A 20,919-nucleotide genomic window follows, 5' to 3' on the forward strand; every position below is an offset into this window, starting at 1 on the left:
TCGCCTACTGCATCCGGTAGCCGCCGTTGACGTCGAGGGTCGCCCCCGTCACCCAGCCGGCCGATTTGCTTGTCAGGTACAGAACCGCGTCCGCCACGTCGTCCGGTCGGCCGACGCGCCCCAGCGGGATCTTCTCGACCAGCCCCGGAACCGCGTCCGGGGACATCGCGCGGTGAAACATGCCCGTCTCGACGGGACCGGCGGCGACGCAGTTCACCGTGATCCCGAGATCGGCGGCCTGCCGCGCGGCGATCTTGGTGAAGCCGAGAATGGCCGCCTTGGAGGAGACGTAGCAGGCATCCCCACGGTAGCCACCGAGCTGCGCGGCCGCGGAGGAAAACGTGACGATCCGTCCGTCCGCAACGGAAACCCGCGCGCGCCGGCGCAGCATCTCGCGAACGCAGAGGAACGTCCCGCGCGCATTGACGGAATGAATGCGGTCCCACGTCTCCACCGACAGGTCGGCGATGGTGGGCGCGGCGTCCTTGCCCTCGGCCATGATGCCGGCGCAGCAGACCAGGATGGAGACCGGACCGAGATCGGCCTCCACGGCCGCGAAGACGGACTCGACCGACGTTTCGCCGGCGACATCCATGGCGTATCGCCCGGCCACACCGCCTGCCGCTCCCTCCCGCGCCTCGGCCGTGCCGAACGCCAGGTCCGCCGACGCCACCCGGTGTCCGGCGCCTGCAAGCGCGGCAGAGCAGGCGCGGCCGATGTCGCCGGCGGCACCCGTAACCAAGGCTACGGCGGAATGTGATTCGCTCACGAGCGGGCACCCTCGGTCTTGCGGGCTTATCGAAAACTCATTGAAAAAATTACCGAACAAAATCCACTTGTCAAAAGTTAAATTATGATATGAAAATTGGCAGCGTCCGCCGGCAGGGAGGAGCTTGTCCGATTGGACGACAGCCTGCCAGAGAGACACCCAGAGAGATACGCGGTCTTTGGCCATCCGCCAGACCGGATCGAACACGCTAGAGAGGAACCATGATCCGCACCATGAAAACCGCCGGGCTCGCTGTCGCGATGGCCGGCCTGATTTCGACGCCGCTTCTGGCCCAGGAGACCGCGAGCCTGACGGTGCAGAGCGCCTGGCCGCTCACCCTGCCGGCCAGCGGCCGCGACGCCCAGCATTTCACGGACACGATCAATGCCGCCTCCGGCGGGTCGCTTGAGGTCGACCTCTACGGCGCCGGCAAGCTGGTCCCGACGCTCGAGATCTTCGACGCCGTGCAGCGCGGCACCCTCGATGCCGGCTACACCAGCCCGCTCTACGTGGCCGGCAAGTTCCCGGCGGTCCAGCTGTTCGGCGGCGTGCCGTTCGGCCCGAACGCGATCGAATACATCGGCTGGATCTACAACGGCGGCGGCCTGGACATCTGGCGCGACATCTATGGCCAGCAGGGCGTCGTGACGATCCCCTGCGGCCTGATGGAGCCGGAAGCCGGTGGCTGGTACAAGACCCCGATCGAGTCGAAAGCCGACCTGGAGGGCATGAAGCTGCGCTTCGCGGGCCTGGCCGGCGAGGTGATGAAGAAGATGGGCGCCTCGGTGGTTCTCCTGTCCGGCGGCGACATCTATCCGAACCTCGAGCGCGGCGTCATCGACGGCACGGAATTCTCCATGCCGGCGATCGACAAGGTGATCGGCTTCGACAACATCGTGAAGAACTACTACCTGCCGGGCTGGCACCAGCCGGCCGCGATCAACGAACTGATCGTCAACAAGGCCAAGTGGGACAGCATGAGCGACGCGCAGCGCGCGCTGATCGAGCTGACCTGCCGCGAGACGATGCTGTGGGGCGTCACCTCGACCTTCCGCGAGAACGCGGAAGCCGTGACCGCCTTCAAGGCGAACGGTGTCGAGGTGCGGCAGTTCCCGCCCGCGCTGATCGAGGAGTTCCGCACGGCCACCGGTGAGGTGATGCAGGAACAGGCCGACAAGGACGAGAACTTCAAGCGCGTCTGGGAGTCGCTGCAGGCCTACCGCGCCGGCAACGCCGACTGGTCGGACACACGTTCGAACTGATGTCGCTGCCCCGAATCCGCTAGGATCCGACCATGACGCGCGCGCTCTCCCGCATCGCCAGCCTGATCGACCGGGTGACCGTTCCGGTCGGGCGCGCGTCGTCGCTTCTGCTTCCGCTGCTCATGGCGGTCATCGTTCTCAACGTTGGCCTGCGCTACGGCTTCGACCTCGGCTTCGTCGAATTCGAGGAGCTTCAGTGGCACATCAACGCCATCGTCGTGCTGGGCTGCCTGGCCTATGCCTATCGCGATGACGCCCATGTGCGCGTCGACGTCTGGCACGCGCGGTTCTCCACCCGGCGCAAGGCCTGGATCGAACTGATCGGCGGACTGGTGCTGCTGCTGCCCTTCGTGATCGGCGTCGCCTGGTTTGCTTGGGGCAACTTCGCCTATTCCTATTCGATCGGCGAGGGCTCGCCGATGCCCAGCGGCCTGCCGGCGCGCTACGTCATCAAGTTCGTGCTGTTCGCCGGCTTCGTGCTGCTCGGCCTCCAGGGCATCGCCGCGATCCTGCGCAGCCTCCGCGTTCTCAACGCGCCGCCGCGCGTATCGCGCCAGAAAGCCGACACGTGACCCAGGACGTCATCTTCGTCATCGCGATGTTCGCCGCCTTCGCGGCGGGCCTGTTCGCCGGCTATCCGGTGGCCTTCGTCCTGGGCGGCGTCGGCGTGCTGTTCGCGCTCCTGGGCGACGTCCTGCCGCTGTTCGGCATCAAGGTTCTGGCGGGCACGAACTTCATCGGCTTCGCCACCGACCGGATATTCGCGACGCTGTCCAACTACAGCCTCGTCCCGATCGCGATGTTCGTGTTCATGGGCTACATGCTGGAACGGTCCGGCGTCGCCGAGCGATTGCTGGCCGCGATGTCGCGCATCATGCGCACCGTGCCCGGCGGCCTCGGCCTCGCCGTCGTCATGATCGGGCTCGTGCTGGCGGCGTCGACCGGCATCATCGGCGCCTCCGTCATTCTGCTGGCCACCGTCGCGCTGCCCGCGCTGAACCGGGCCGGATACGACATTCCGCTCAGCCTCGGCACGGTCGCCGCCTCCGGCTGTCTCGGAATCCTGATCCCGCCGTCGATCATGCTGATCGTGATGGGCGACCAGTTGCGCCTGTCGGTCGGCGACCTGTTCATGGCGGCGGTGATCCCTGGCGCGATGCTGGCGCTGCTCTACACGGTCTATATCGTCGCGGTGGCCACGCTGCGGCCGTCGGCCGCGCCACGTGCGCGGGCCATTCCCGAGGACGCGGGCGACGACACCACGGGCGCGGCCTACGAACTGCTGCGCGCGCTGGCCCCTCCCGTCGCACTGATGCTCGCCGTGCTCGGCTCGATCTTCTTCGGCATTGCCTCGCCGACCGAAGCCTCCGGTGTCGGCGCGCTCGGCGCGACCATCCTGGCGGCGATCGACCGCCGGCTGACCTGGACCACCCTGCGGGAGGTCAGCGAGGCCACCGGCCGCACCACGGCGTTCCTGTTCGCCCTGATCTTCGGCGCAAGCTGCTTTTCGGTCGTCCTGCGCGGCTACGGCGGCGACGAAGTCATCGAGGGATCGCTGTCGGCGCTGCCCTTCCCGCCGGAAGGCATCCTGGCCGTCGTGCTGCTGACGGTGTTCCTGCTCGGCTTCGTCCTCGACTGGATGGAGATCGTGCTGATCATCGCGCCGCTCACCATCCCCGTGGTCGTCTCCTTCGGCTTCGATCCGGTCTGGGTCGCGATGTTGATGGCCATCTGCCTGCAGACGTCGTTCCTGACACCGCCGGTGGGCATGGCGCTGTTCTACGTCAAGAGCGCGGCGCCCGCCGAGGTGACGACCGGACAGGTCTACCGTGGCATCATCCCCTTCGTCATCCTGCAGCTGATCGGCCTGGCGCTCGTCTGGTTCTTTCCGCAGATCGCCCTGTGGCTGCCGGAAATCGCCTACTGACCGCGCGGTTCGCAAGCCGCGTCCATTCGCAGCGCCCGGGTCCGCCCGTGCCGATCAGTTTCCGGAGAGGCCGCTACTCGTTGTCCTGAGCCGCCAGCCGTTCCAGCCCCTCCAGGTCCTCGCGCAGATACCGTATGGCCATCGCCAGTGAACCCGGTTGGTCCCGGTCGCCGTCACGGAATTCGATCCCGCGGACCAGCAGGTTGACGAGGGTCGTCGCGACCTCGTTCGGCGTCATCCGGCCGCTCGGCGAATACCAGAGCGCGGTCCAGTTGGACATGCCGATGACCGCGAAGGCGGTCAGCTGCGGATCGACCGACCGGAACTCCTTGGTCTCGATGCCGTCCGAGATGAGGCGGGTGTAGAGGTCGAGGATCTGTCTCCGGCTGCGATTGTAGCTGATCCGCAGCTCCGCGGGCGCCTCGGCCTCGAGGCGGTCGAACACCATGAAACGGCTCCCCCCCCTGAGCCGTTGGGTGATCGCGCCCTCAACCGCCAGAACGAGCCGATCGAGCGCCGTCAGGTTCTTCCGCTCGAACAGGGCGGTGAGCTCGGAGCAGCGCCGCTCGTACTCCTCCAGGAAAAGCTCCCGGATGATCTCTTCCTTGTTCTGGAAGTAGTGATAGACGGACGAGCGTTTCAGCGACAGCGAGTCGGCGATGTCGTTGATGCTGGTCTTGGCGAACCCGTTGGCGCAGAACAGTTCGGCGGATTTCTCCAGCATCTGCTGACGCACGAGCTCCTTGCGGACATTGTTGCCACTCCGCTTGGGTTTCGCGGAACCGCGCGCGGGTTTGTTTTCCGGCCTGGACGGTTTGGCTGCCTTGTCCGCCACGCTTAGTTCCTCTCCTGCACCCGCAACAGCGAGGCGCCGCTACCCGGGTTCTGTCATACAATTTCCAGCAGTCCGGCGGAGCCCATTCCCGCCCCCACGCACATCGTTACTACCGCCAGTTTTTCCTTGCGTCGAGCACCCTCGGAGATTGCGTGCATCGCCAGGCGTGCGCCGCTCATGCCGTAGGGGTGACCGACTGCGATCGCGCCACCATCGACGTTGAACCGCTGCGGATCTATTCCGAGACGATCCCGGCAATAGAGCGTCTGCGATGCAAACGCCTCGTTCAGCTCCCAGAGGCCGATATCGTCCGTTGACAGATCGAAACGTTCAAGCAGTTTCGGCACCGCGAAGACCGGACCGACGCCCATTTCGTCGGGCTCGCAGCCGACATTGGCGAAGCCCCGGAACAGCGCCAGTGGGCTGATGCCGCGACGCGCCGCCAGATCGGCGTCCATCACGACCACCGCGGCGGCGCCATCGGACAACTGCGACGCATTGCCGGCCGTGACGGTTCCCGTCTCGGAGTGCACCGGCTTCAGTCCGGCGAGCTTCTCGACCGTCGTGCCGGTCCGGACGCCCTCGTCGTTCATGAGCTTGACAATCTCGGTCCGGCGTTCGCTGGTTTCCTTGTCCTCGACGATCTTGAAGGTTTCCAGTGGAGCGATCTCCCGGTCGAAGCGGCCCGCTTCAATCGCCTCGACTGCGCGCTTCTGACTGTTTGCCGCGTACGCGTCCTGCGCGTCCCGAGAAACGCCATATCGGCTGGCGACGTTCTCGGCGGTCTCCAGCATCGGCATGTAGATGCTCGGTTTGTTCTCCAGCAGCCAGGCGTTCTCGCGCCGATAGTTATTCTTATGCTTGTTCTGCACGAGGCTGATCGATTCGACCCCGCCGGCGACAGCGACCGAAACCTCTCCGGTGCGCACCGCATTGGCCGCCGCCGCGATGGCCGACAGGCCGGAAGCACAGAAACGGTTCAGCGTGGCGGCAGCGACCGATACCGGCAGCCCGGCGCGGATCGCGGCCTGGCGCGCGATATTGTAACCGGTCGTGCCTTCCTGCATGGCGCAGCCGAGAATCACATCCTCGACCTCATCCGGCGCAACGCCGGCCCGCTGCACCGCGACGGAAATCGCATGGCCGGCGAGATCCGCGCCGTGCGTGTCGTTAAACGCGCCGCGATACGCGCGCCCCACCGGCGTACGGGCGATTGAAACGATGGCGGCGTCTTTCATGTCGGGTATGCCTTCTGTCTGAACTCTGAGTACTGGGTCAGGAATCGGTGAAGCGGCCGCGATACAGCGTGATCGGCGGTCGGGCGCTCGGGTCGGTAACGACGTCGATCACGGTCGGGCCGGTCGCGGCCAATGCGTCCGCAATCGCGTCGGCGACATCGCCGGGCGTTTCCGCGCGAATGCCCCGCGCGCCGCAAGCCCTTGCAATCGCTGCGTGATCGACCGGCGCGAAATGGCAGGCCTCGGTATGCGCCCCGAACAGGACATCCTCGGCGTCCTTCTGATATCCGAGGATCTGGTTGTTCAGGACAATGACCGTGACGGAAAGCGACAGCCTGACAGCCGTCTCGAGTTCGGCCCAGCAATGGGCGAATCCGCCGTCGCCGGTCACGCAGACCACTGGCGCCTCGGGACGGCCAAGCTTGGCCCCGATCGCCATCGGCAGCCCCCATCCAAGGCCCGCGAGGCCACGTGGCGACAGAAACCGCATTCCCGGCCTGCGGGCGGTCAGGAAGTTGCCGGTCCACACGGAGGCATAGCTCGCGTCCGACACAACGGTTGCATCCGGGCTCAGACGCTTGTCCAGCTCCAGCATCACCCGCTCCGGCCGCACCGGACTGGCGGTCGTCTCGAGATGGCCGGGGAGCCGGTCGCGGAACTGACCGACGGCGTTGCCGATCTCCGCCTCGAAGCCGGTGCGGCTTTTGCTTCGGACCGTGAGATCCATCCCGTCGAGCGCGCCGGCGAGCGCTTCGAGCCCCGATCGGGCGTCGCCGACGAGCCGTTCGGCTTCATAGTTGCGGCCGATCTCCTCGCCGTCGACGTCGAGGTGGATATAGCGGGCCTCGCGCGGATACAGCCGCCAGGAATTGGTGCCGTTCTGGTTCGTGCGGTTGCCGACCAGCAGAATGACATCGGCATCTCTGACGAAATCGTGCAGATGCTCGGTCCGCGCGCCCTCGCCCATGAAATAGCCGACGACCCCGAGCGACAGCGGGTGATCCTCGGATACGGCCCCCTTGCCCATCGGCGTGGTCGCCACGGGCAGATGGAACCGCTGCTGGAGGTCCGCCAGCACCGCGTGCGCCTGCGACAGATGCACCCCGCCGCCGGCGATCACCAACGGCCGCCGGGCATTCGCGATCAGTTCGGCAGCGCGCCGGACGGCTGCGGCGTCGGGCGCGCACCGGTCGAGCGGAAAGCCGCCGAGGGCGACACGCCGGATCGGCTCCGACCGCACGCCGGCGGCCAGGACGTTGCCGGGCACGAGCAGCACGGCCGGACCGGGTCGCCCGGTCGTGGCCGCAGTCACCGCCATGTCTACGTAGTCGTCGATCCGATCGGCATCGTCTACCCGGCGCACCCACTTGGCGACGCCGGCGAACAGCGAACGGTGATCGAGCTCCTGGAACGCGTTGCGGTCGGCCATGTCGGCGGTCACCTCCTGCACCAACGCGATCACAGGGATCGAGGCCTTCAGCGCTTCCGCGAGCGGGGCGACCAGAAGCGTTGCCGCCGGCCCGTTCTGGGCGGTGACGAGCGCAACGCGGTTGGTGATCCGCGCATAGGCGTCCGCCATCGCGCCGCCGGCGTGCTCCGTCCGGTAGACCGCCTGCGTGATGCCGTGCGACGGCGCCACCAGATGGAACAGAGAGGGGATGCTCTGGCCGAACGCGACGGTGACGCCGTGCCGGGCGAACGCCCGGGCGAACGCATGTCCGCCCGAGTTCGCATTGTCTGCAATGGCACGATGCCGGTCGGTCGTGACGTTGTCGGCTACAAGCAAGACGGTTTCCCTCTAGGCCGCTTCGGCGGCCTTAAGCTCCTGCTCCCAGAGCTCCAGCATCAGCTTCGGGCTCGCGGTCGCGCTGTCGAGGCGACGCAATCCGTTGGGGTCGATGACCTCGCGGATCACGTGAAGTTCTTCCGGCGTCGGGACAGCGGTGACCGGAACGTCCTTGCCGGGATCGGGAAGCTCGAAGCCGGTCCGCTCCTGCACCGTCTCGAAGGACACGCCAGGATGGAGCGAAACCACGCGCATGGTCCCGTCGGGGCCGCCGTAATCGAAGACGCCGAGATCCGAGACGACCATTCCGGGCGCCGCGGGACGCATGATCTGCTCTCCGAGATCCGGCGTCTGGCCGAAGCCGCAGACAAAATCGACCTTCTCGACGAACGTACGTGGAGACTGTGTGCGAATATGGAAGTTCAGCCGTTCGCAACCCCAGAGGTCGTCCGGGATTCCCCGCGCGCCGATGAACTGCGCACGCGGCTTGCGCCAGTCGCCGATGACCGAGATGTTGGAAGCCCCTCTCCGGTCGATCTGGACCGCGCCGATCCAGATCTGCAGCTTCTGCTGCGCGATCATCCGGAACATCTGCTCCCAGTCGAGCGCCATCTTTGCGGTCGCGTCGAGCGTCCATTCCTCGGACAGGGACTTGGCGTGGACGTCCGGGTCTGCCGCCGCGCGCGAGGCCGTCGTCAGGAACAGGTTCGGTGCGTACAGCGTCTTGGCCAGACGCGCGGACAGATCCCCGAGGATCGTCGCGCCGACGCCGAGGCCGCTGTCGCGGTACTCCTTCGACATGCGGGCGATGATGAGTTCTTCGAGCGTATAGTTTGTATCAGTCATCAGGCACTCGCTAGGTGTTCGCTGAGCCAGGCATGGTCGGTGGCGTTCTTCTGGTATTCGAGGACTTTCGGCAGGTCGAAGCGGTAGTCGGGGAAGACCGCCGAGAAGCCGCCGCCGCGCGGCGCCTCGACGACGGCATCCACCCACAGCCGCGAAATGAAGGTCGACCGGCCACGGCGCTCGCCGGGGATCTCGTCGACGATCTTCTCCGCTGTGAGAATGACGCGCGACGCCGCCTGGATCAGCAGCATGTCGGCGAAGGAGTCGCCGTGAATGAGGGCATTGCCCGAGGCATCCGCCTCATTGACGTGCACGATGGCCACGTCCGGGGCGAGCGGCGGCACCGCGAGCAGCTGTTCGCCGGTCAGGGGACAGGCCATCGGCTGGAAGACATTGGTCGCAGTCGTCAGCAGATCGGTGCCCAGGCCGAAGCGCGACGGCAGGAACGGAAGCCGCTTCGCCGCGGCCTCGTAGGCCGTCATCATCAGGCCCTCGGAATACTCGACGGCCTCAAGCTCGCCGGCCTGACGGGCGGCGCGGAAATTGGGCGCCAGCCCGAAGAGATCGAATCCGACGAAGGAGAAATGCAGCCGCCGGACCTTGCCCATACCGATCAGCAGGTCCACCTCGGGACCGCCGAGGAAGGAGGCGATTTCCAGGTCCTCAAGATCGGACCGCGCGATCGCCGCGGCCGCTGCGATCGGTTTGCGCTGCAGCCCGCCGCCGCCAAACCCAATCAGGTCGTCGTTGCCGATCGAGGAGACCATCTCCTGAAGATCAATGCGTTTGCTCATGGTGTCCGTCTTCTTCACTTTCTCAAGTCCAGGAGGCGTTTGGTCTTGTTCTGGGCGCCAAGCCCGGTGTGGATCGCGAGCGTTCCCGGATCGGCGATCTCGACGTCGACGCGGACGCCGAGGTCGCGATGCAGCGCGGCCTCCATGTCGGCCCGGAACACCTCCGCATCGACGTCGGTCGACTTGCGTTCGACGCGGACGACGAACTTCTCGCGCAGCGAAAGCCCCTCGCCCTCGTTCGAGACGACGCAGATGTATTCGCCGTTGGCGCGCGGATCGCGCGAGACCGCTTCCATGCAGGCCAGCGGGTAGACGTTGGTGCCGCGCAGCTTCACCATCTCGTCGCTGCGCCCCCGGAAGTTGGAAAGCTTATGGGTGCACAGCCCGCAGCCGCATTCCTCGCGCGGATAGACCGCCAGAAGGTCCCGCATGTTGAAGCGGATGATCGGCGGAGCGCTGCGATACAGGCTGGTCGCGATCAGATTGCCGGTTTCACCGAGCGGCAGCGCCTTGCCCGACGCGATGTCGGTGATCTCGATGTAGACCGTGTCCTCGCTGATATGCATCCCCGCCTTTTCGCGGCACTCGAAGGCGATTTCGCCGATTTCGTGGGTGCCGTAGTTGTCATAGACGGGCGCGTTCCACGCCTCTTCGAGACGTTTGCGGCGCGTGCCGTCGGCATCCGGTCCGATGTGCGAGTGGATCTGCCGGGTCTTGAGCTGATGCAGGTCGAATCCGGTGTCGCGCGCGACCTCCGTGAGACGGGCCAGATACTCAGCGCGGGTGAACCAGGCAGTCGTCCCCCATGCCTTGGCGTACTGGAGCTGCCGTTCGCTCGACGTGACGTTTCCGGATCCGGTCGTCATCGGGATCGCGCCGATCCAGTGGAACGCGCCCTGGAGCGTGCACCAGGCCGCGTTGGCCAGCGAGTTCGTATAGGTGATCTGAATGATGTCCGAGGGGCGCAGACCCTGCGCCCAGAACGCCCGCGCGCTCTGGATGCCCTGCACTTCCAGCGCATGCGCGTCGAACAGTGTAACCCGCGGTAGGCCGGTCGTGCCGCCGCTGGTCAGGATCCGCACGTGCGCCTCGCTCAGATACTCCGGTGAGCCGGGCTGGTGGCTGCCGAACGGTGGCGCGCTTTCGATCGCGGTCTTGAGATCGTCGCTGGTGAAGACCGGGATCTTCTCTATGTCGTCGATGCTGCGGATGTCGCCGGGCTCGAGGCCGACGGCGCGCCAGCGATCGCGATAGAAGGGCAGCTTCCAGGCATCGGCGACGCGCTCGAGGAAACGTGCGCTCTGAAGCGCCCGCATCTCGTCGGCGGACATGCGCCCGGTGGTCGTCTCGAACAGCCCCGGCGGGGGATAGGCCTTGGTCAACGCCGCCCAGTCCAGGGATTGCCAGTAGTAGTGTGGTTTTTCCAACGTCACGGTCGCATCCATTGCCGGCCGGGCCGGTCCTTGCACGGCGCGCGGGGCGCCTCACTTCTCGGAAGTCGGGGGCCGGATTGTCGTCCGGTCCTGATTGACGGGTCGGTCATGCGGCTAGCGGGATTCCAGCCGGCGCGCCGTATAGATCTGGAACGGCACGACGATCGCGAGGAGAGCCAGCATCAGCATGATCGATAGGGCGGCGGTTCCCGGTAGATCGGGGAACTGCCACATGTTCCACAGCGCCGACGCGGCGACGACATTGGTCGTCGACAAGAGCATCAGCGGCGCCGTGAGATCGCGGGCACTGTGGGCGAAGACCCACAGCCAGCCATTGACGAACTGCGGCCAGACGAGTGGCAGCACCACGGTGCGCAGCGACGTCAGCCAGCTCGCGCCGCTGACCAGGGCCGCGTCCTGCAACTCGGTGTGCAGCTGGATCAGAGCGGAGCTCATGGTCCGCACGCCGAACGCCAGGAAGACGGTCGAATGGGCGATTACAATGACCCAGATCGTGCCGTAGACGGGTGTTCGCAGGTAAATCAGCACGATCGCCAGCACCAGGACAATCGGCGGAATGGCCATCGGCGCGAACGACAGCGCGTCGAGCGCCCTGCCGATCCGGCTTCCCGATCGCGTGGTAAACCAGCCGATCAGGGTCGACAGGACCATCACGACCGTGGCGCTGGTCACGACCAGCACGATGGTGTTGATCGCCGCCCGCATGATCACCGGATTGGCGATCACGCGGCGGTACACGTCGAGCGACAGCCCGGACAGCGCATCGAAGCTCGGCATGACGAAGGTCGTGTTGAGGCTGACCCACAACAACATCATCAACGGCAGTGCCATGACCAGGCAGTAGGAGAACACGAAGCCGATCGCGACCGGCTTCCAGCCGCCAAGCGCGATACGGCGCGGCCGGAAGGCCTTGCCGGAGACGACGCGGAACTTCTCGCCAACGCGCGTCGACCGCATATACGCCCACATCAACCCCAGCGCGATGACCAGAAGGAGCACGCCGAAGGTCGCCGCAAATCCGTAGTTCGGCAGCCCGTTGTCCGGCGACGACAGCAGATAGACGCGCGTCGAAAGCACCGGGAAACGGGCGGTCAGGCCGATGATCAGCGGCAGGTCGAATGTCTGCACGACCGCCATGAACATGTAGATGCCGATCGAGAACAGACCCGGGACGAGCAGCGGCAGGGTTATGTGGCGGATGACCGTCCAGGCCCGGCCACCATGAACCCGCGCGGCCTGCTCGAGCTGCGGGTCCATGTTGCGCAGCAGACCGGAGATCATGACGTAGGCGGTCGGCACAACCGCGAAGGCCGTGATGATGGTCAGCGCCCAGAATGAATAGAGCGGAAACAGGACCCCGCGCACGGCGAACAGCTCGCGGTAGAGCACATTGAGAAAGCCGTTGCCCGGATTGATAAGGAGGATCCAGCCGAAGCCGACGACCAGTGCCGGCACCGCCATCCACGAAAACATCAGGATCCGCACCAGCGAGCGGCCCGGCATGTTCGTGCGCTCGGTACACCAGGCCATACCGGTGGCGATCGACACGCCGATCGCCATCGAGAACAGCGCGTAGACCATGGTGTTGCCGACAAGCTTCCACGTGGTCGGGCTGTTGAACAGTTCCCGGTAGTGCTCGAGGCTGAACTGCCACGTCTCCAGCGGCATGGTTCCCGCCGGGGCGAACGACGCACGGATGAGGATCAGGACCGGGCCGAGAACCAGAATGCCGACAACGAGCAGCAGGATCGACAGCGTGATCTTCTGCTGGTTCCATCCTGTTGCCGGCTTCACGCCGCCCTGAACAGGGACGTCCGTCACTGGCTCTGCTCCGTGGTATCGGCAGGGACGATCGCGCATCGGTCAGCGGGGACATGCAGAAAAATCTCCTGCCCCGGTTCGTAGCCCGCATACGGATTGAGCATCAGCACCAGCTTCTGTCCGCCGGCATCGATTTCGGTTTCCACGACATCACCCAGGAAACTCAGCGAGGTGATGCGCGCGGAGAAACAGTTTTCGCGTGACGTGGAGTCCGCTTCGCTCAGCAGCTCCACCGCTTGCGGTCGGATAACGGCCACCGCGCGATCGCCGGCTTGCAGGCCCGATGCGACTGTACCGGCGAGTTCGCCGAACGGAACCTCGATACGGCCCGTCGAACCGCCGGCCATGACGCGGCCCGGTACGAGATTGCTGCGGCCCATGAAGTCGGCTGTGAAAACGCTGTTGGGATGCAGGTAGATTTCGCGCGGCGTCCCCTGCTGGACGATGGAGCCGCCGCGCATCAGCACTATCTGGTCCGACATGCCGACGGCCTCGACCTGATCGTGGGTGACGAACAGGGTGGTGATACCGACGGATTTTACCAGATTGCGGATTTCGGTACGCATCGTATCGCGCAACTTGGCATCGAGATTGGAAAGGGGCTCGTCGAGAAGCAGCAGGCGCGGCTGGTGCACCAGGGCCCTGGCAAGCGCCACGCGCTGCTGTTGACCGCCGCTGAGCATCGGCGCCGGCCGGTCGGACAGATGCCCGAGCTCGACCATCTCCAGCGCCTTGGCGACTTCCCGCCTGACCTCCGCCATTGGCGGCCGCCTGGATCCGTGCACCAGGGGGAACGCGACGTTGTCGAACACGCTCATGTGCGGCCAGATCGCATAGGACTGGAACACCATGCCGAGTCGCCGCTTGTTCGATGGAATCAGTATGCGTTCGCTACCGGAGAAAACCACCGTGTCGCCCATGCGGATCGTTCCGCTGTCGGGCGCCTCGAGCCCCGCAATGCACTGAAGCGTTGTCGTCTTGCCGCAGCCACTGGGGCCCAGGAGCGTGAAGAAGGCACCCTCCTCGACCGTGAAGGAGACGCCGTCGAGCGCTTTGGTCGGCGCGCGCCCCTCGCTTCCGGGGAAGACCTTCCTGAGACTGTCGATTTTGAGCATCAGATTACCGTCGAGGATCCGGTCGAGCCTGGTTCAGGCGTGGTCGCGGTGGCGCGAAACCTGCCGGCATAGGCCGACATAGGCAGAGTACCGTCGCGCGCCCCTGGAAGCAGTTTGGACAGGCGCGCGACGGGATTGGGGCGACTTACTGGGTCATCTTCTCGGCAATCGCCTTGCGCAGGGCCCGAGCGTTCGCCGTGTCTTCCAGGGACCGTTCGGACAGGATCTCGCCGCCGCCGGCATTGAAGGCCTCTACCATCCCGTCGAGCGCGGTTCCCGCACCGATACGCGGCAGTGGCTCGTTCTCGTTCACGACCTTGAGGCCTTCCGTGGCTAACCAGGCCGCGAACAGGCGCGCGGTGTTGGGATTGGGCGCATTCTCGGGCACATAGATATGCAGCGACCCCATCGGCAGGTAATCCTCGAACAGCTTGAAGTTCACGTTGTCGACGCGACCGGCCTGATGAAAGGACGAAATGCCGACCGGCGCCTGACCGACGGAGATCGCCCGGGTCACCGCTCCGGTTCCGCGCTCCAGGATCGGCTCGTTGGCGAGTATGCCCTCGGCCATTTCGATCGCCTTGTCGTCGCCGATCGCGAAGGAGTAGTAGTCGACCGGATTGAGCGAGAACGCGTTGACCGCAAACCGTCCCTTCCATTCCGGGGTCATCAGGTCGGCGTAGGACTTGGGAAGCTCGTCTTCCGAGATCAGGTCCGGATTCCACCCCAGACCGTAGGCGTTATGGGCGATCACCAAACCGGCGCCCTTGATGTCGTCGATGACCGGGTCGACCGCATCGCCGATACCTTCGAGCTCGCCCCCGAACGTCTCGACCCAGGGATAGGGCTTCAGGATGTCGCGGTCGAACAGAACCGAAATTTCCTGGTTTCCGCCGGAACCGACGACATCGGCGAAACCGGCACCACCCTGCTCCGCGATCAGCTTCGAGCCAGTCTGTACCGGGCTGGTCGCGGTCCATTCGATCCTGGTGTTGAGACCGAACCGCTCGTTGAAGGCCTTCGCGACGGCCGTATGGGTCTCGGGCTTGCCGGGACTGGAGACGAGAACGAAGAGCTGCCCTTCGTTTTTCGCGCCCTCAAGGATTTCCTCGAAGGTTTCCGCCGCTGCGGGAACGGACAGCGCGGCGAGTGCAAGCGCGGACACCGCGACGGCGCCCCGGATCGAGGCGTAAGATCGGCTCATGTATTCCTCCCATTTATTGGAATCAAACGGATCATCAAACACCAGACTTCAAGTCTTATCTTATAAGGAAGCACATCCATAAAGCGGAAATATCGCGATATACGATTTTACACTCCATGATATGGAACACATTGCCTAGCGAACAAAAGACATGCGTCGGGAATACGCAATTCCGCGCACCCCAAGGCAACTAACACTCTGTTCACAGCGGTTCCGCCTGGACGGGAGAGCGCGCAAAAGATTCGACGTTTGCATCGATCTTTCGACACATTGTACGATAACGCGCAGTTCGGTCAATGGCGAAGGCGCCTGTCCGCAGGCCTTCGCGTAGGCGGAAACTCCGGCATTTCGCCGGTATGAATGCCTTGTGCGGAAACGAACCCACGTGCGAACGGCCGGTCGGTCGTGACGCGGTACCAGACGGCTTCGCGGCTTAGGGAGGATGACACCAATGAACGTGCAGGCGACACCGGCCCAGGGCACCCAGATGATCGACAGGACGGTCTTGCTGATGCGGCTCGTTGCCACCTATTGCCCGAAGGGCGCGCGGCTGACCGACCTGTCCCGGGAATCCGAACTGCCCGCGCCGACCGTCCGGCGCATCCTGAAGCGGCTCGCCGACCACGGCCTCGTCGCCCAGGACCACACCGCCCATCGCTACACGCTTGGCAGATTCGCCTATGAGCTCGGGTTGTCGGCCAACCAGGCCACCGGCGAGGCGGAACGCTTCCGGCCGTTGATCGAGGATATCGCCGCGCGAACGGACGCGACCATCTATCTGTCCATGCGCAGCGGCCTGGATTGCGTGTGCATCGACAGGGTCGAGGCGGCTTCGCCGGAAAAAGGCACCACACTGCCCGTCGGCGCCCGGTTACCGTTGGGCGCCGGGGTCGGCGGAATGGCGCTTCTCGCCGCCCTTCCGGAAGACGAAGCCGAACGGATCATTGCCGCGAACAAGCCGGTCTATGCGCGGTTCGTGCGAACGACGGGAAGCAACTTCCGAGAACACCTGGAGGCCGCCAGGTGCAACGGCTACGTGATCCGGCGCAGCCCGGTGACGCCGGGCATCGTCGGCTTCGGCCTCGCCCTGCCCGCGGAGGCGAGCACGCCCGCGACGGCGATATCCTGTGCAATACCGGCGACAGAGTTCGCGGAGCCGCGACGCAGCGCCACCGTCGCCTTGGTACGGGATCTGGCCAACGGGTACATGATGGCCCGCGCCTGAGCGGAGACGGTCGCCGAAGACGCCGGACGATCACGCGCGCGCGGCGATCGTCCGTTCGATGTAATCGTTCCCGGCCGACGCGCGAAGGCGGTTCGTCCCACCGGTCCGCGCGTTCAACCGCCGGGCGCGCTTCAAGAACAGATGCAGATCGAGCTCCCAGGAGAACCCGGATCCGCCATGCAGCTGGATCGCGGTTGCGGTCGCCCGCATGGCGGCGTCCGCGGCAAGCGTCCGCGCGGCCCGCGTATCCTGGAACGTCGCCCCATCGCCAACGCCGTGCGCGAGCGCCAGCCGTGCCGTGCGCAACGCTGTGTGCACATCGGCCAGACGGTGTTTCAGCGCCTGAAACGCACCGATCGGCCTGCCGAACTGCTTGCGGCTCGACACGTGCTCGACCGTACGCGCGAGCGCGGCTTCTCCGACCCCCAGCAGGTCCGCGCCGACGGCAATGTGCATTGCCGAAAGGACCCGGCGCGTGGCCTCCGCGCCAAGTGTGATCGGCGGGCATCGGGAAGGATCCGGGAGGACGACTCGCGCCACGGAAACCGACAGATCCATGGACTGCAGCGGACTGATCTCCGCGCCATCGAGATCCGTGATGAGCACACGCAGTTCGCCGCCGCTTTCCTCGATCACGGCCAGATGCGTCGCCTGAAGCGCGTGTTCGACGGGCGCGAACGAGACGGACCCGCCGCTGCCGTCGGGTATGCTGGCTTCCGCATAGGCGACCCGCACGTCGCCCGCGGCAACGCCTGGAAGCAGTGCAGACAGGGTTTCGACCTCCCGCGCCACAGAGGGCAGGAGGACGGCGGTTTCGGCGAACGGCCCGCAAAACAGGTGCCGACCGGCCGACTCGCAGATGTCAGCGATGTAGGCGAGCCCGAGGCCAAGCCCCCCGTGCGCCTCGTCGATATCGGCTGCGGTCCACCCCATTTCGGCGGCCAGCGACCAGTGCCGGCGGGACAACGCCTGCGGATCCGGTTCGGCGGGTGTCAGGACGACGTTGGCGAGGGCGCTGTCGACCGCCTCCCGCAGCATCGGGTCGGCAAACGCGGTCGTATGTGCTTCGGTAGTCATCGCGGCAGCCCCAGCCCACGTTCGGCAATGATGTTGCGGTGGATTTCCGAGGTTCCGGCGAGAATCGTCTCGGCCCGCGTCCAGAGGTAGTCGCGGTTCCAGCGCCCTTCCGCCGGCGCCGACCGTTCCTGCGGGCCAAGGACGACATCGGGGCCGAGGATATCCATCGCCAGATCCAGGAGACGCTGGTGATTTTCGCTCCACAGGAGCTTGACCGAAGAGCCGTCGACGCCCGGGGGCACGCCCTGCTCGGCCATCTCGAGGATGCGGTCCGCATACAGTCGAAGCGCCTGGACGTTCAGGCTCAGATCGGTGACCGTCGAGCGGACCGCGGGATCGTCTATCAGGCGCTGCCCGTGCCGGAACGTTCCGGCGGCAAGCAGAACGAGCGCGTCGAGCTCTGCCTGCATCCTCACGATGCGCGGAACGAAGTAGGTGCTGCGTTCGTAGTTCGCCGCCGCCATGGCGATGCGCCAGCCGCCATTCTCCTCGCCGAGAAGACAATCGGCCGGCACTTCGACATCATCGAAGAAGACCTCGTTGTAGTCCGCCTCGCCGGTTATCTGGCGTATGGGACGGACCGTAATGCCGGGCAGGCGCATGTCGACGAGCAGCACGGATATTCCCGCGCGTGGCGACTCGCCGCCACCGGTCCGCGCCAGCAGCAGACACCGGTCGGCGATATCGGCGAAGCTCGTCCAGATCTTCTGCCCGTTCAGGACATAGACATCATCGCGTCGTTCCGCCCTTGTGGCCAGCGCGGCGAGATCAGACCCCGCCCCCGGCTCGGAATAGCCCTGGCACCAGATCTCGGAGTTGGACAGGATCCGTGGCAGATAACGTTGTTTCTGGTCCGCGCTACCGTAGTCGATCAGCGTCGGCGCGACGATCCCGTGGCCGATCATGTTGACCGGCAGGGGTGTCCCGGCCCGCGCGCACTCCTCGTGGAAGATCGCCTGGCGCGTCAGGGACAGAGCGTGGCCGCCCAGCGCCTCCGGCCACCCCAGACCGGAAAGCCCGGACCTGCAGAGGTGATCTTCCCATTCCCGGCGGAAGGCGAGGCCGTGCAGATCGGCGGTTCCCAGCCGATCGCCGGCGGCGACCGGCAGCGCGGCGGCGAGCCAGTCGCGCAGGCCGGCGCGGAAGGCCTCGTCGCCGGTCTCGCGGAGAAACCCGGGACCGCGCGTCATCGCAGCAACCGGCATCACGACTTGCCCCGGCCGATCGCCCCGGACAGGCCGTCGCCGCGCATGCGCGCGAATTCATCGGACACGTGCGACAGCTGATGCGCGTCGAAATGCGCCGAGAGCGCTGTCCGGAAACCCTGCGCATCGAAGGTCCGGTTCAGCGACCGCTTGACGAGCTTGACCGCAAACGGCGGCGCCGCCGCGATCTTTTCGGCGAGAGCGTGCGTCTGGGCGTCCAGGTCGGCCCGCGGATAGACGTGGTTCACCATCCCTATCGCATGGGCCTCGGCAGCCGGCATCCGTTCGCCCGTGTAGAGGAACTCCTTGGCGCGCCGCATCCCCATTACCCAGGGGTGAATGAGCACCTCGACGGCGGCCGCCGACATCGTGCGGGTCACCGGATCGCAGAAGAACGCATCGTCGGACGCCACCACCAGGTCGCACATGTTGGCGACCATGAACCCGCCTGCGATGCAGGCGCCTTGAACCCGCGCGATCGTCGGCTTGGGACAATCCCAAATGCGGAGCGCGTAGTCGAAATAGCGCTGCTCCTCGTAGGCCCAGCGCTGTTCGACGGTGAAATCCTGCCGTTCGCGTTCAGCTTCCTTGAGATCGTGCCCGGCGGAGAAATGATCTCCCTGGCCGCCGATGACGATGACCCGCACCGTGCTGTCCTCGACCGCCTTCGCCAGCGCGGCGTCCAGCTCGTCCAGCAGGGTCCTGCTTTCGGCGTTACGCGCTTCCGGGCGCGCGTGAAGGATGTAGGCGACGGCGCCGTCGATACGATATTCGATGTTCTGGAACACGCTTCTGGCTCGCAAGTCTTCGAAACAGGAATTGTTCGAAGGACTGTAGCCATCCGTGTAGCGCGGCAATAGTGACCGGCCGCCCGCAGGTTTCCACCATATGGAAGAGCCGCGGCGACCTGATCGCCGGGAGCCCGCTCCGATCCAGCCGGCGCTTAGTCGAAAACCGTATCGAAGGTCTCGCCGAGCAACGACACCATCTGTTCCAGCTCACCGCGCGTGGCCGTGTATGGCGGCGCCAGCAGCACATGGTCGCCGACCTGGCCGTCGACGGTGCCCGAACCCGGGTAGCAGAGCAGGCCCAGTTGCTGCGCCTCGGCCTTGACGCGCGCGGCTAGGCGCGCGCCGGCCGGAAACGGGGCCTTGCTGTCCCGGTCCTCGACCAGTTCGAGCGCCCAGAAATATCCGCGCCCGCGAATGTCCCCGACATGCGGATGCTGTGCGAAGGCATCCCGCAGAAGGCCCTCCAGGAACGGTTCCTCCGCCCGCACACACTCCACCAGGCCCTCGCGGCGCACGATCGTCTGCGTCGCCAGCGCACCGGCGCAAGCCACCGGATGGCCGCAGAAGGTCTGGCCATGCAGAAAGCCGCCCGATCCGTCCGCGAACGCCTGATGTACCCGGCCCGACACCAAGACCGCGCCGAGCGGCAGGTAGCCCGCGCCCAATCCCTTGGCGAGCGTCATCACATCGGGCGCCACCCCTTCGGCGAGACAGGCGTGCAGATGGCCGGTCCGCCCCATGCCGCACATCACCTCGTCGAGGATCAACAGCACGCCGTAGCGATCGCAGATCTCCCGTATCCGGGAAAAATACCCCGGCGCGGGCGCGACCGCGCCGAGAGTCGCCCCCACGACGGTCTCGGCGATGAAGGCCGACACCGTCTCCGGACCGATGTCCAGGATCGCCCGTTCCAGGTCGTCGGCGGCCCGCCGGCCGTACTCCTCGGCGCTCTCGCCCTGCGCCATCCCGCGATAGGGATAGCAGGGCGGGATATGATGCATCTCGACCAGAAGATCCTGATAGGCCGTCCGGCGGCCGCGATTGCCGCCGGCCGCAAGCGCGCCCAGCGTGTTGCCATGGTAGCTCTGCCAACGGCTGATCACATGCCGGCGTGCGGGCTCGCCACGCTCGCGGTGATACTGGTGCGCCATCTTCAGCGCCGTCTCGACCGCCTCGGACCCGCTCAGCACGAAGTAGACCTTGTCGATGCCCGCGGGCGCGCCCGCGACCAGAAGGTCCGCCAGTTCCTCGGCCGGCGCGCTGGTGAAGAAGCCCGTGTGCGCATAGGCGAGCCCGCGCGCCTGCGCCGCGATCGCCTCCGCAACCTCGTCGCGGCCATGGCCGATGCAGGAGACCGCCGCGCCGCCGCAGGCATCCAGATAGCGCCGGCCATCGGCGCCCAGGATGAAGCTGCCCTCGGCGGACAGGGCGAGAGGCGGGACGGAACGGGCGGAACGGTGGAAGACGTGGCTCATCGCAAGGGCTCGCAGAAATGGCATGGCGACGCCGGCGCCGATTGACAGTGACGCGGGTTCGCCATTAGGGTCATCCGCATAGTGAACATAAATTC

18 protein-coding genes are annotated in these 20,919 nt (G+C 65.9%); 4 read left to right on the plus strand and 14 right to left on the minus strand.

The genetic code is table 11. The annotated features are described in order from the left end of the window. Positions 1 to 4: 4 nt before the first annotated feature. Complete coding sequence (locus tag MUB46_RS18005; protein WP_261617339.1) at positions 5 to 769, minus strand: SDR family NAD(P)-dependent oxidoreductase; 765 nt, start codon at positions 767 to 769, stop codon at positions 5 to 7. 221 nt (positions 770 to 990) lie between these two features. Between MUB46_RS18005 and MUB46_RS18010 the strand changes: the two genes are divergently transcribed. Genes MUB46_RS18010 through MUB46_RS18020 form a run of 3 tightly spaced genes read left to right on the plus strand, consistent with a single transcriptional unit; the run spans position 991 to position 3,958 of the window. Then, positions 991 to 2,031: a TRAP transporter substrate-binding protein gene (locus MUB46_RS18010; protein WP_261617340.1), complete on the plus strand. Its 1,041-nt coding sequence runs from the start codon at positions 991 to 993 to the stop codon at positions 2,029 to 2,031. Positions 2,032 to 2,063: 32 nt separating this feature from the next. Further along, positions 2,064 to 2,603 carry a TRAP transporter small permease subunit gene (locus tag MUB46_RS18015; protein ID WP_261617341.1) on the plus strand — a complete coding sequence of 180 codons (540 nt, stop codon included), beginning with the start codon at positions 2,064 to 2,066 and terminating at the stop codon, positions 2,601 to 2,603. Continuing rightward, complete coding sequence (locus MUB46_RS18020; RefSeq protein WP_261617342.1) at positions 2,600 to 3,958, plus strand: TRAP transporter large permease; 1,359 nt, start codon at positions 2,600 to 2,602, stop codon at positions 3,956 to 3,958. The genes MUB46_RS18015 and MUB46_RS18020 overlap by 4 nt, the downstream gene beginning before the upstream one ends. Before the next feature lie 73 nt (positions 3,959 to 4,031). Here the strand turns inward: MUB46_RS18020 and MUB46_RS18025 are convergent, their stop codons facing one another. The 9 genes from MUB46_RS18025 to MUB46_RS18065 form a co-directional block, all read right to left on the minus strand. Continuing rightward, positions 4,032 to 4,793 carry a TetR/AcrR family transcriptional regulator gene (locus MUB46_RS18025; RefSeq protein WP_261617343.1) on the minus strand — a complete coding sequence of 254 codons (762 nt, stop codon included), beginning with the start codon at positions 4,791 to 4,793 and terminating at the stop codon, positions 4,032 to 4,034. A gap of 53 nt (positions 4,794 to 4,846) precedes the next feature. Beyond that, positions 4,847 to 6,031 (minus strand): acetyl-CoA C-acyltransferase, encoded by a 1,185-nt coding sequence (locus MUB46_RS18030; RefSeq protein ID WP_261617344.1) that lies wholly within the window; start codon positions 6,029 to 6,031, stop codon positions 4,847 to 4,849. A gap of 37 nt (positions 6,032 to 6,068) precedes the next feature. Beyond that, complete coding sequence (locus MUB46_RS18035; RefSeq protein ID WP_425256283.1) at positions 6,069 to 7,817, minus strand: acetolactate synthase catalytic subunit; 1,749 nt, start codon at positions 7,815 to 7,817, stop codon at positions 6,069 to 6,071. 12 nt (positions 7,818 to 7,829) lie between these two features. After that, entirely contained in the window at positions 7,830 to 8,663 is an 834-nt protein-coding gene (locus MUB46_RS18040; RefSeq protein WP_261617345.1) for a CoA-transferase, read from the minus strand. After that, positions 8,663 to 9,457 (minus strand): CoA transferase subunit A, encoded by a 795-nt coding sequence (locus MUB46_RS18045; RefSeq protein WP_261617346.1) that lies wholly within the window; start codon positions 9,455 to 9,457, stop codon positions 8,663 to 8,665. The genes MUB46_RS18040 and MUB46_RS18045 overlap by 1 nt, the downstream gene beginning before the upstream one ends. A 14-nt stretch (positions 9,458 to 9,471) precedes the next feature. Further along, entirely contained in the window at positions 9,472 to 10,890 is a 1,419-nt protein-coding gene (locus MUB46_RS18050) for a phenylacetate--CoA ligase family protein (protein WP_261617347.1), read from the minus strand. Positions 10,891 to 11,004: 114 nt separating this feature from the next. Continuing rightward, the gene (locus MUB46_RS18055; RefSeq protein ID WP_261617348.1) at positions 11,005 to 12,732 is read right to left on the minus strand and encodes an ABC transporter permease; all 1,728 of its coding nucleotides are present in this window, start codon (positions 12,730 to 12,732) and stop codon (positions 11,005 to 11,007) included. After that, complete coding sequence (locus tag MUB46_RS18060) at positions 12,729 to 13,847, minus strand: ABC transporter ATP-binding protein (protein WP_261617349.1); 1,119 nt, start codon at positions 13,845 to 13,847, stop codon at positions 12,729 to 12,731. The genes MUB46_RS18055 and MUB46_RS18060 overlap by 4 nt, the downstream gene beginning before the upstream one ends. Positions 13,848 to 13,992: 145 nt before the next feature. Continuing rightward, positions 13,993 to 15,051 carry an ABC transporter substrate-binding protein gene (locus MUB46_RS18065; protein ID WP_261617350.1) on the minus strand — a complete coding sequence of 353 codons (1,059 nt, stop codon included), beginning with the start codon at positions 15,049 to 15,051 and terminating at the stop codon, positions 13,993 to 13,995. 451 nt (positions 15,052 to 15,502) lie between these two features. Here MUB46_RS18065 and MUB46_RS18070 point away from each other — a divergent pair, with 451 nt between their 5' ends. Continuing rightward, positions 15,503 to 16,276: an IclR family transcriptional regulator gene (locus tag MUB46_RS18070; RefSeq protein ID WP_261617351.1), complete on the plus strand. Its 774-nt coding sequence runs from the start codon at positions 15,503 to 15,505 to the stop codon at positions 16,274 to 16,276. A 30-nt stretch (positions 16,277 to 16,306) separates the two neighbouring features. Here MUB46_RS18070 and MUB46_RS18075 read toward each other — a convergent pair whose 3' ends face one another. From MUB46_RS18075 to MUB46_RS18090, 4 genes are all read right to left on the minus strand, one after another. Continuing rightward, entirely contained in the window at positions 16,307 to 17,314 is a 1,008-nt protein-coding gene (locus MUB46_RS18075; RefSeq protein WP_261617352.1) for an acyl-CoA dehydrogenase family protein, read from the minus strand. Between the two features lie 35 nt (positions 17,315 to 17,349). Beyond that, complete coding sequence (locus MUB46_RS18080) at positions 17,350 to 18,543, minus strand: acyl-CoA dehydrogenase family protein (RefSeq protein ID WP_261617353.1); 1,194 nt, start codon at positions 18,541 to 18,543, stop codon at positions 17,350 to 17,352. Positions 18,544 to 18,557: 14 nt separating this feature from the next. Beyond that, positions 18,558 to 19,346 (minus strand): enoyl-CoA hydratase, encoded by a 789-nt coding sequence (locus tag MUB46_RS18085; protein WP_261617354.1) that lies wholly within the window; start codon positions 19,344 to 19,346, stop codon positions 18,558 to 18,560. Between the two features lie 155 nt (positions 19,347 to 19,501). After that, complete coding sequence (locus MUB46_RS18090) at positions 19,502 to 20,824, minus strand: aspartate aminotransferase family protein (RefSeq protein WP_261617355.1); 1,323 nt, start codon at positions 20,822 to 20,824, stop codon at positions 19,502 to 19,504. Positions 20,825 to 20,919: the final 95 nt, after the last annotated feature.

This window comes from Microbaculum marinisediminis (genome assembly GCF_025397915.1).
Lineage (GTDB): Bacteria > Pseudomonadota > Alphaproteobacteria > Rhizobiales > Tepidamorphaceae > Microbaculum > Microbaculum marinisediminis.

Excerpts from the sequence above, each read along its gene's own strand:
- MUB46_RS18030 (WP_261617344.1), bottom strand. The coding sequence starts at position 6,031 with ATGAAAGACGCCGCCATCGTTTCAATCGCCCGTACGCCGGTGGGGCGC.
- MUB46_RS18075 (WP_261617352.1), bottom strand. The coding sequence starts at position 17,314 with ATGCTGCGGGAGGCGGTCGACAGCGCCCTCGCCAACGTCGTCCTGACA.
- MUB46_RS18065 (WP_261617350.1), bottom strand. The coding sequence starts at position 15,051 with ATGAGCCGATCTTACGCCTCGATCCGGGGCGCCGTCGCGGTGTCCGCG.
- MUB46_RS18090 (WP_261617355.1), bottom strand. The coding sequence starts at position 20,824 with ATGAGCCACGTCTTCCACCGTTCCGCCCGTTCCGTCCCGCCTCTCGCC.
- MUB46_RS18060 (WP_261617349.1), bottom strand. The coding sequence starts at position 13,847 with ATGCTCAAAATCGACAGTCTCAGGAAGGTCTTCCCCGGAAGCGAGGGG.
- MUB46_RS18015 (WP_261617341.1), top strand. The coding sequence starts at position 2,064 with ATGACGCGCGCGCTCTCCCGCATCGCCAGCCTGATCGACCGGGTGACC.
- MUB46_RS18080 (WP_261617353.1), bottom strand. The coding sequence starts at position 18,543 with ATGACGCGCGGTCCCGGGTTTCTCCGCGAGACCGGCGACGAGGCCTTC.
- MUB46_RS18040 (WP_261617345.1), bottom strand. The coding sequence starts at position 8,663 with ATGACTGATACAAACTATACGCTCGAAGAACTCATCATCGCCCGCATG.
- MUB46_RS18070 (WP_261617351.1), top strand. The coding sequence starts at position 15,503 with ATGAACGTGCAGGCGACACCGGCCCAGGGCACCCAGATGATCGACAGG.
- MUB46_RS18045 (WP_261617346.1), bottom strand. The coding sequence starts at position 9,457 with ATGAGCAAACGCATTGATCTTCAGGAGATGGTCTCCTCGATCGGCAAC.
- MUB46_RS18010 (WP_261617340.1), top strand. The coding sequence starts at position 991 with ATGATCCGCACCATGAAAACCGCCGGGCTCGCTGTCGCGATGGCCGGC.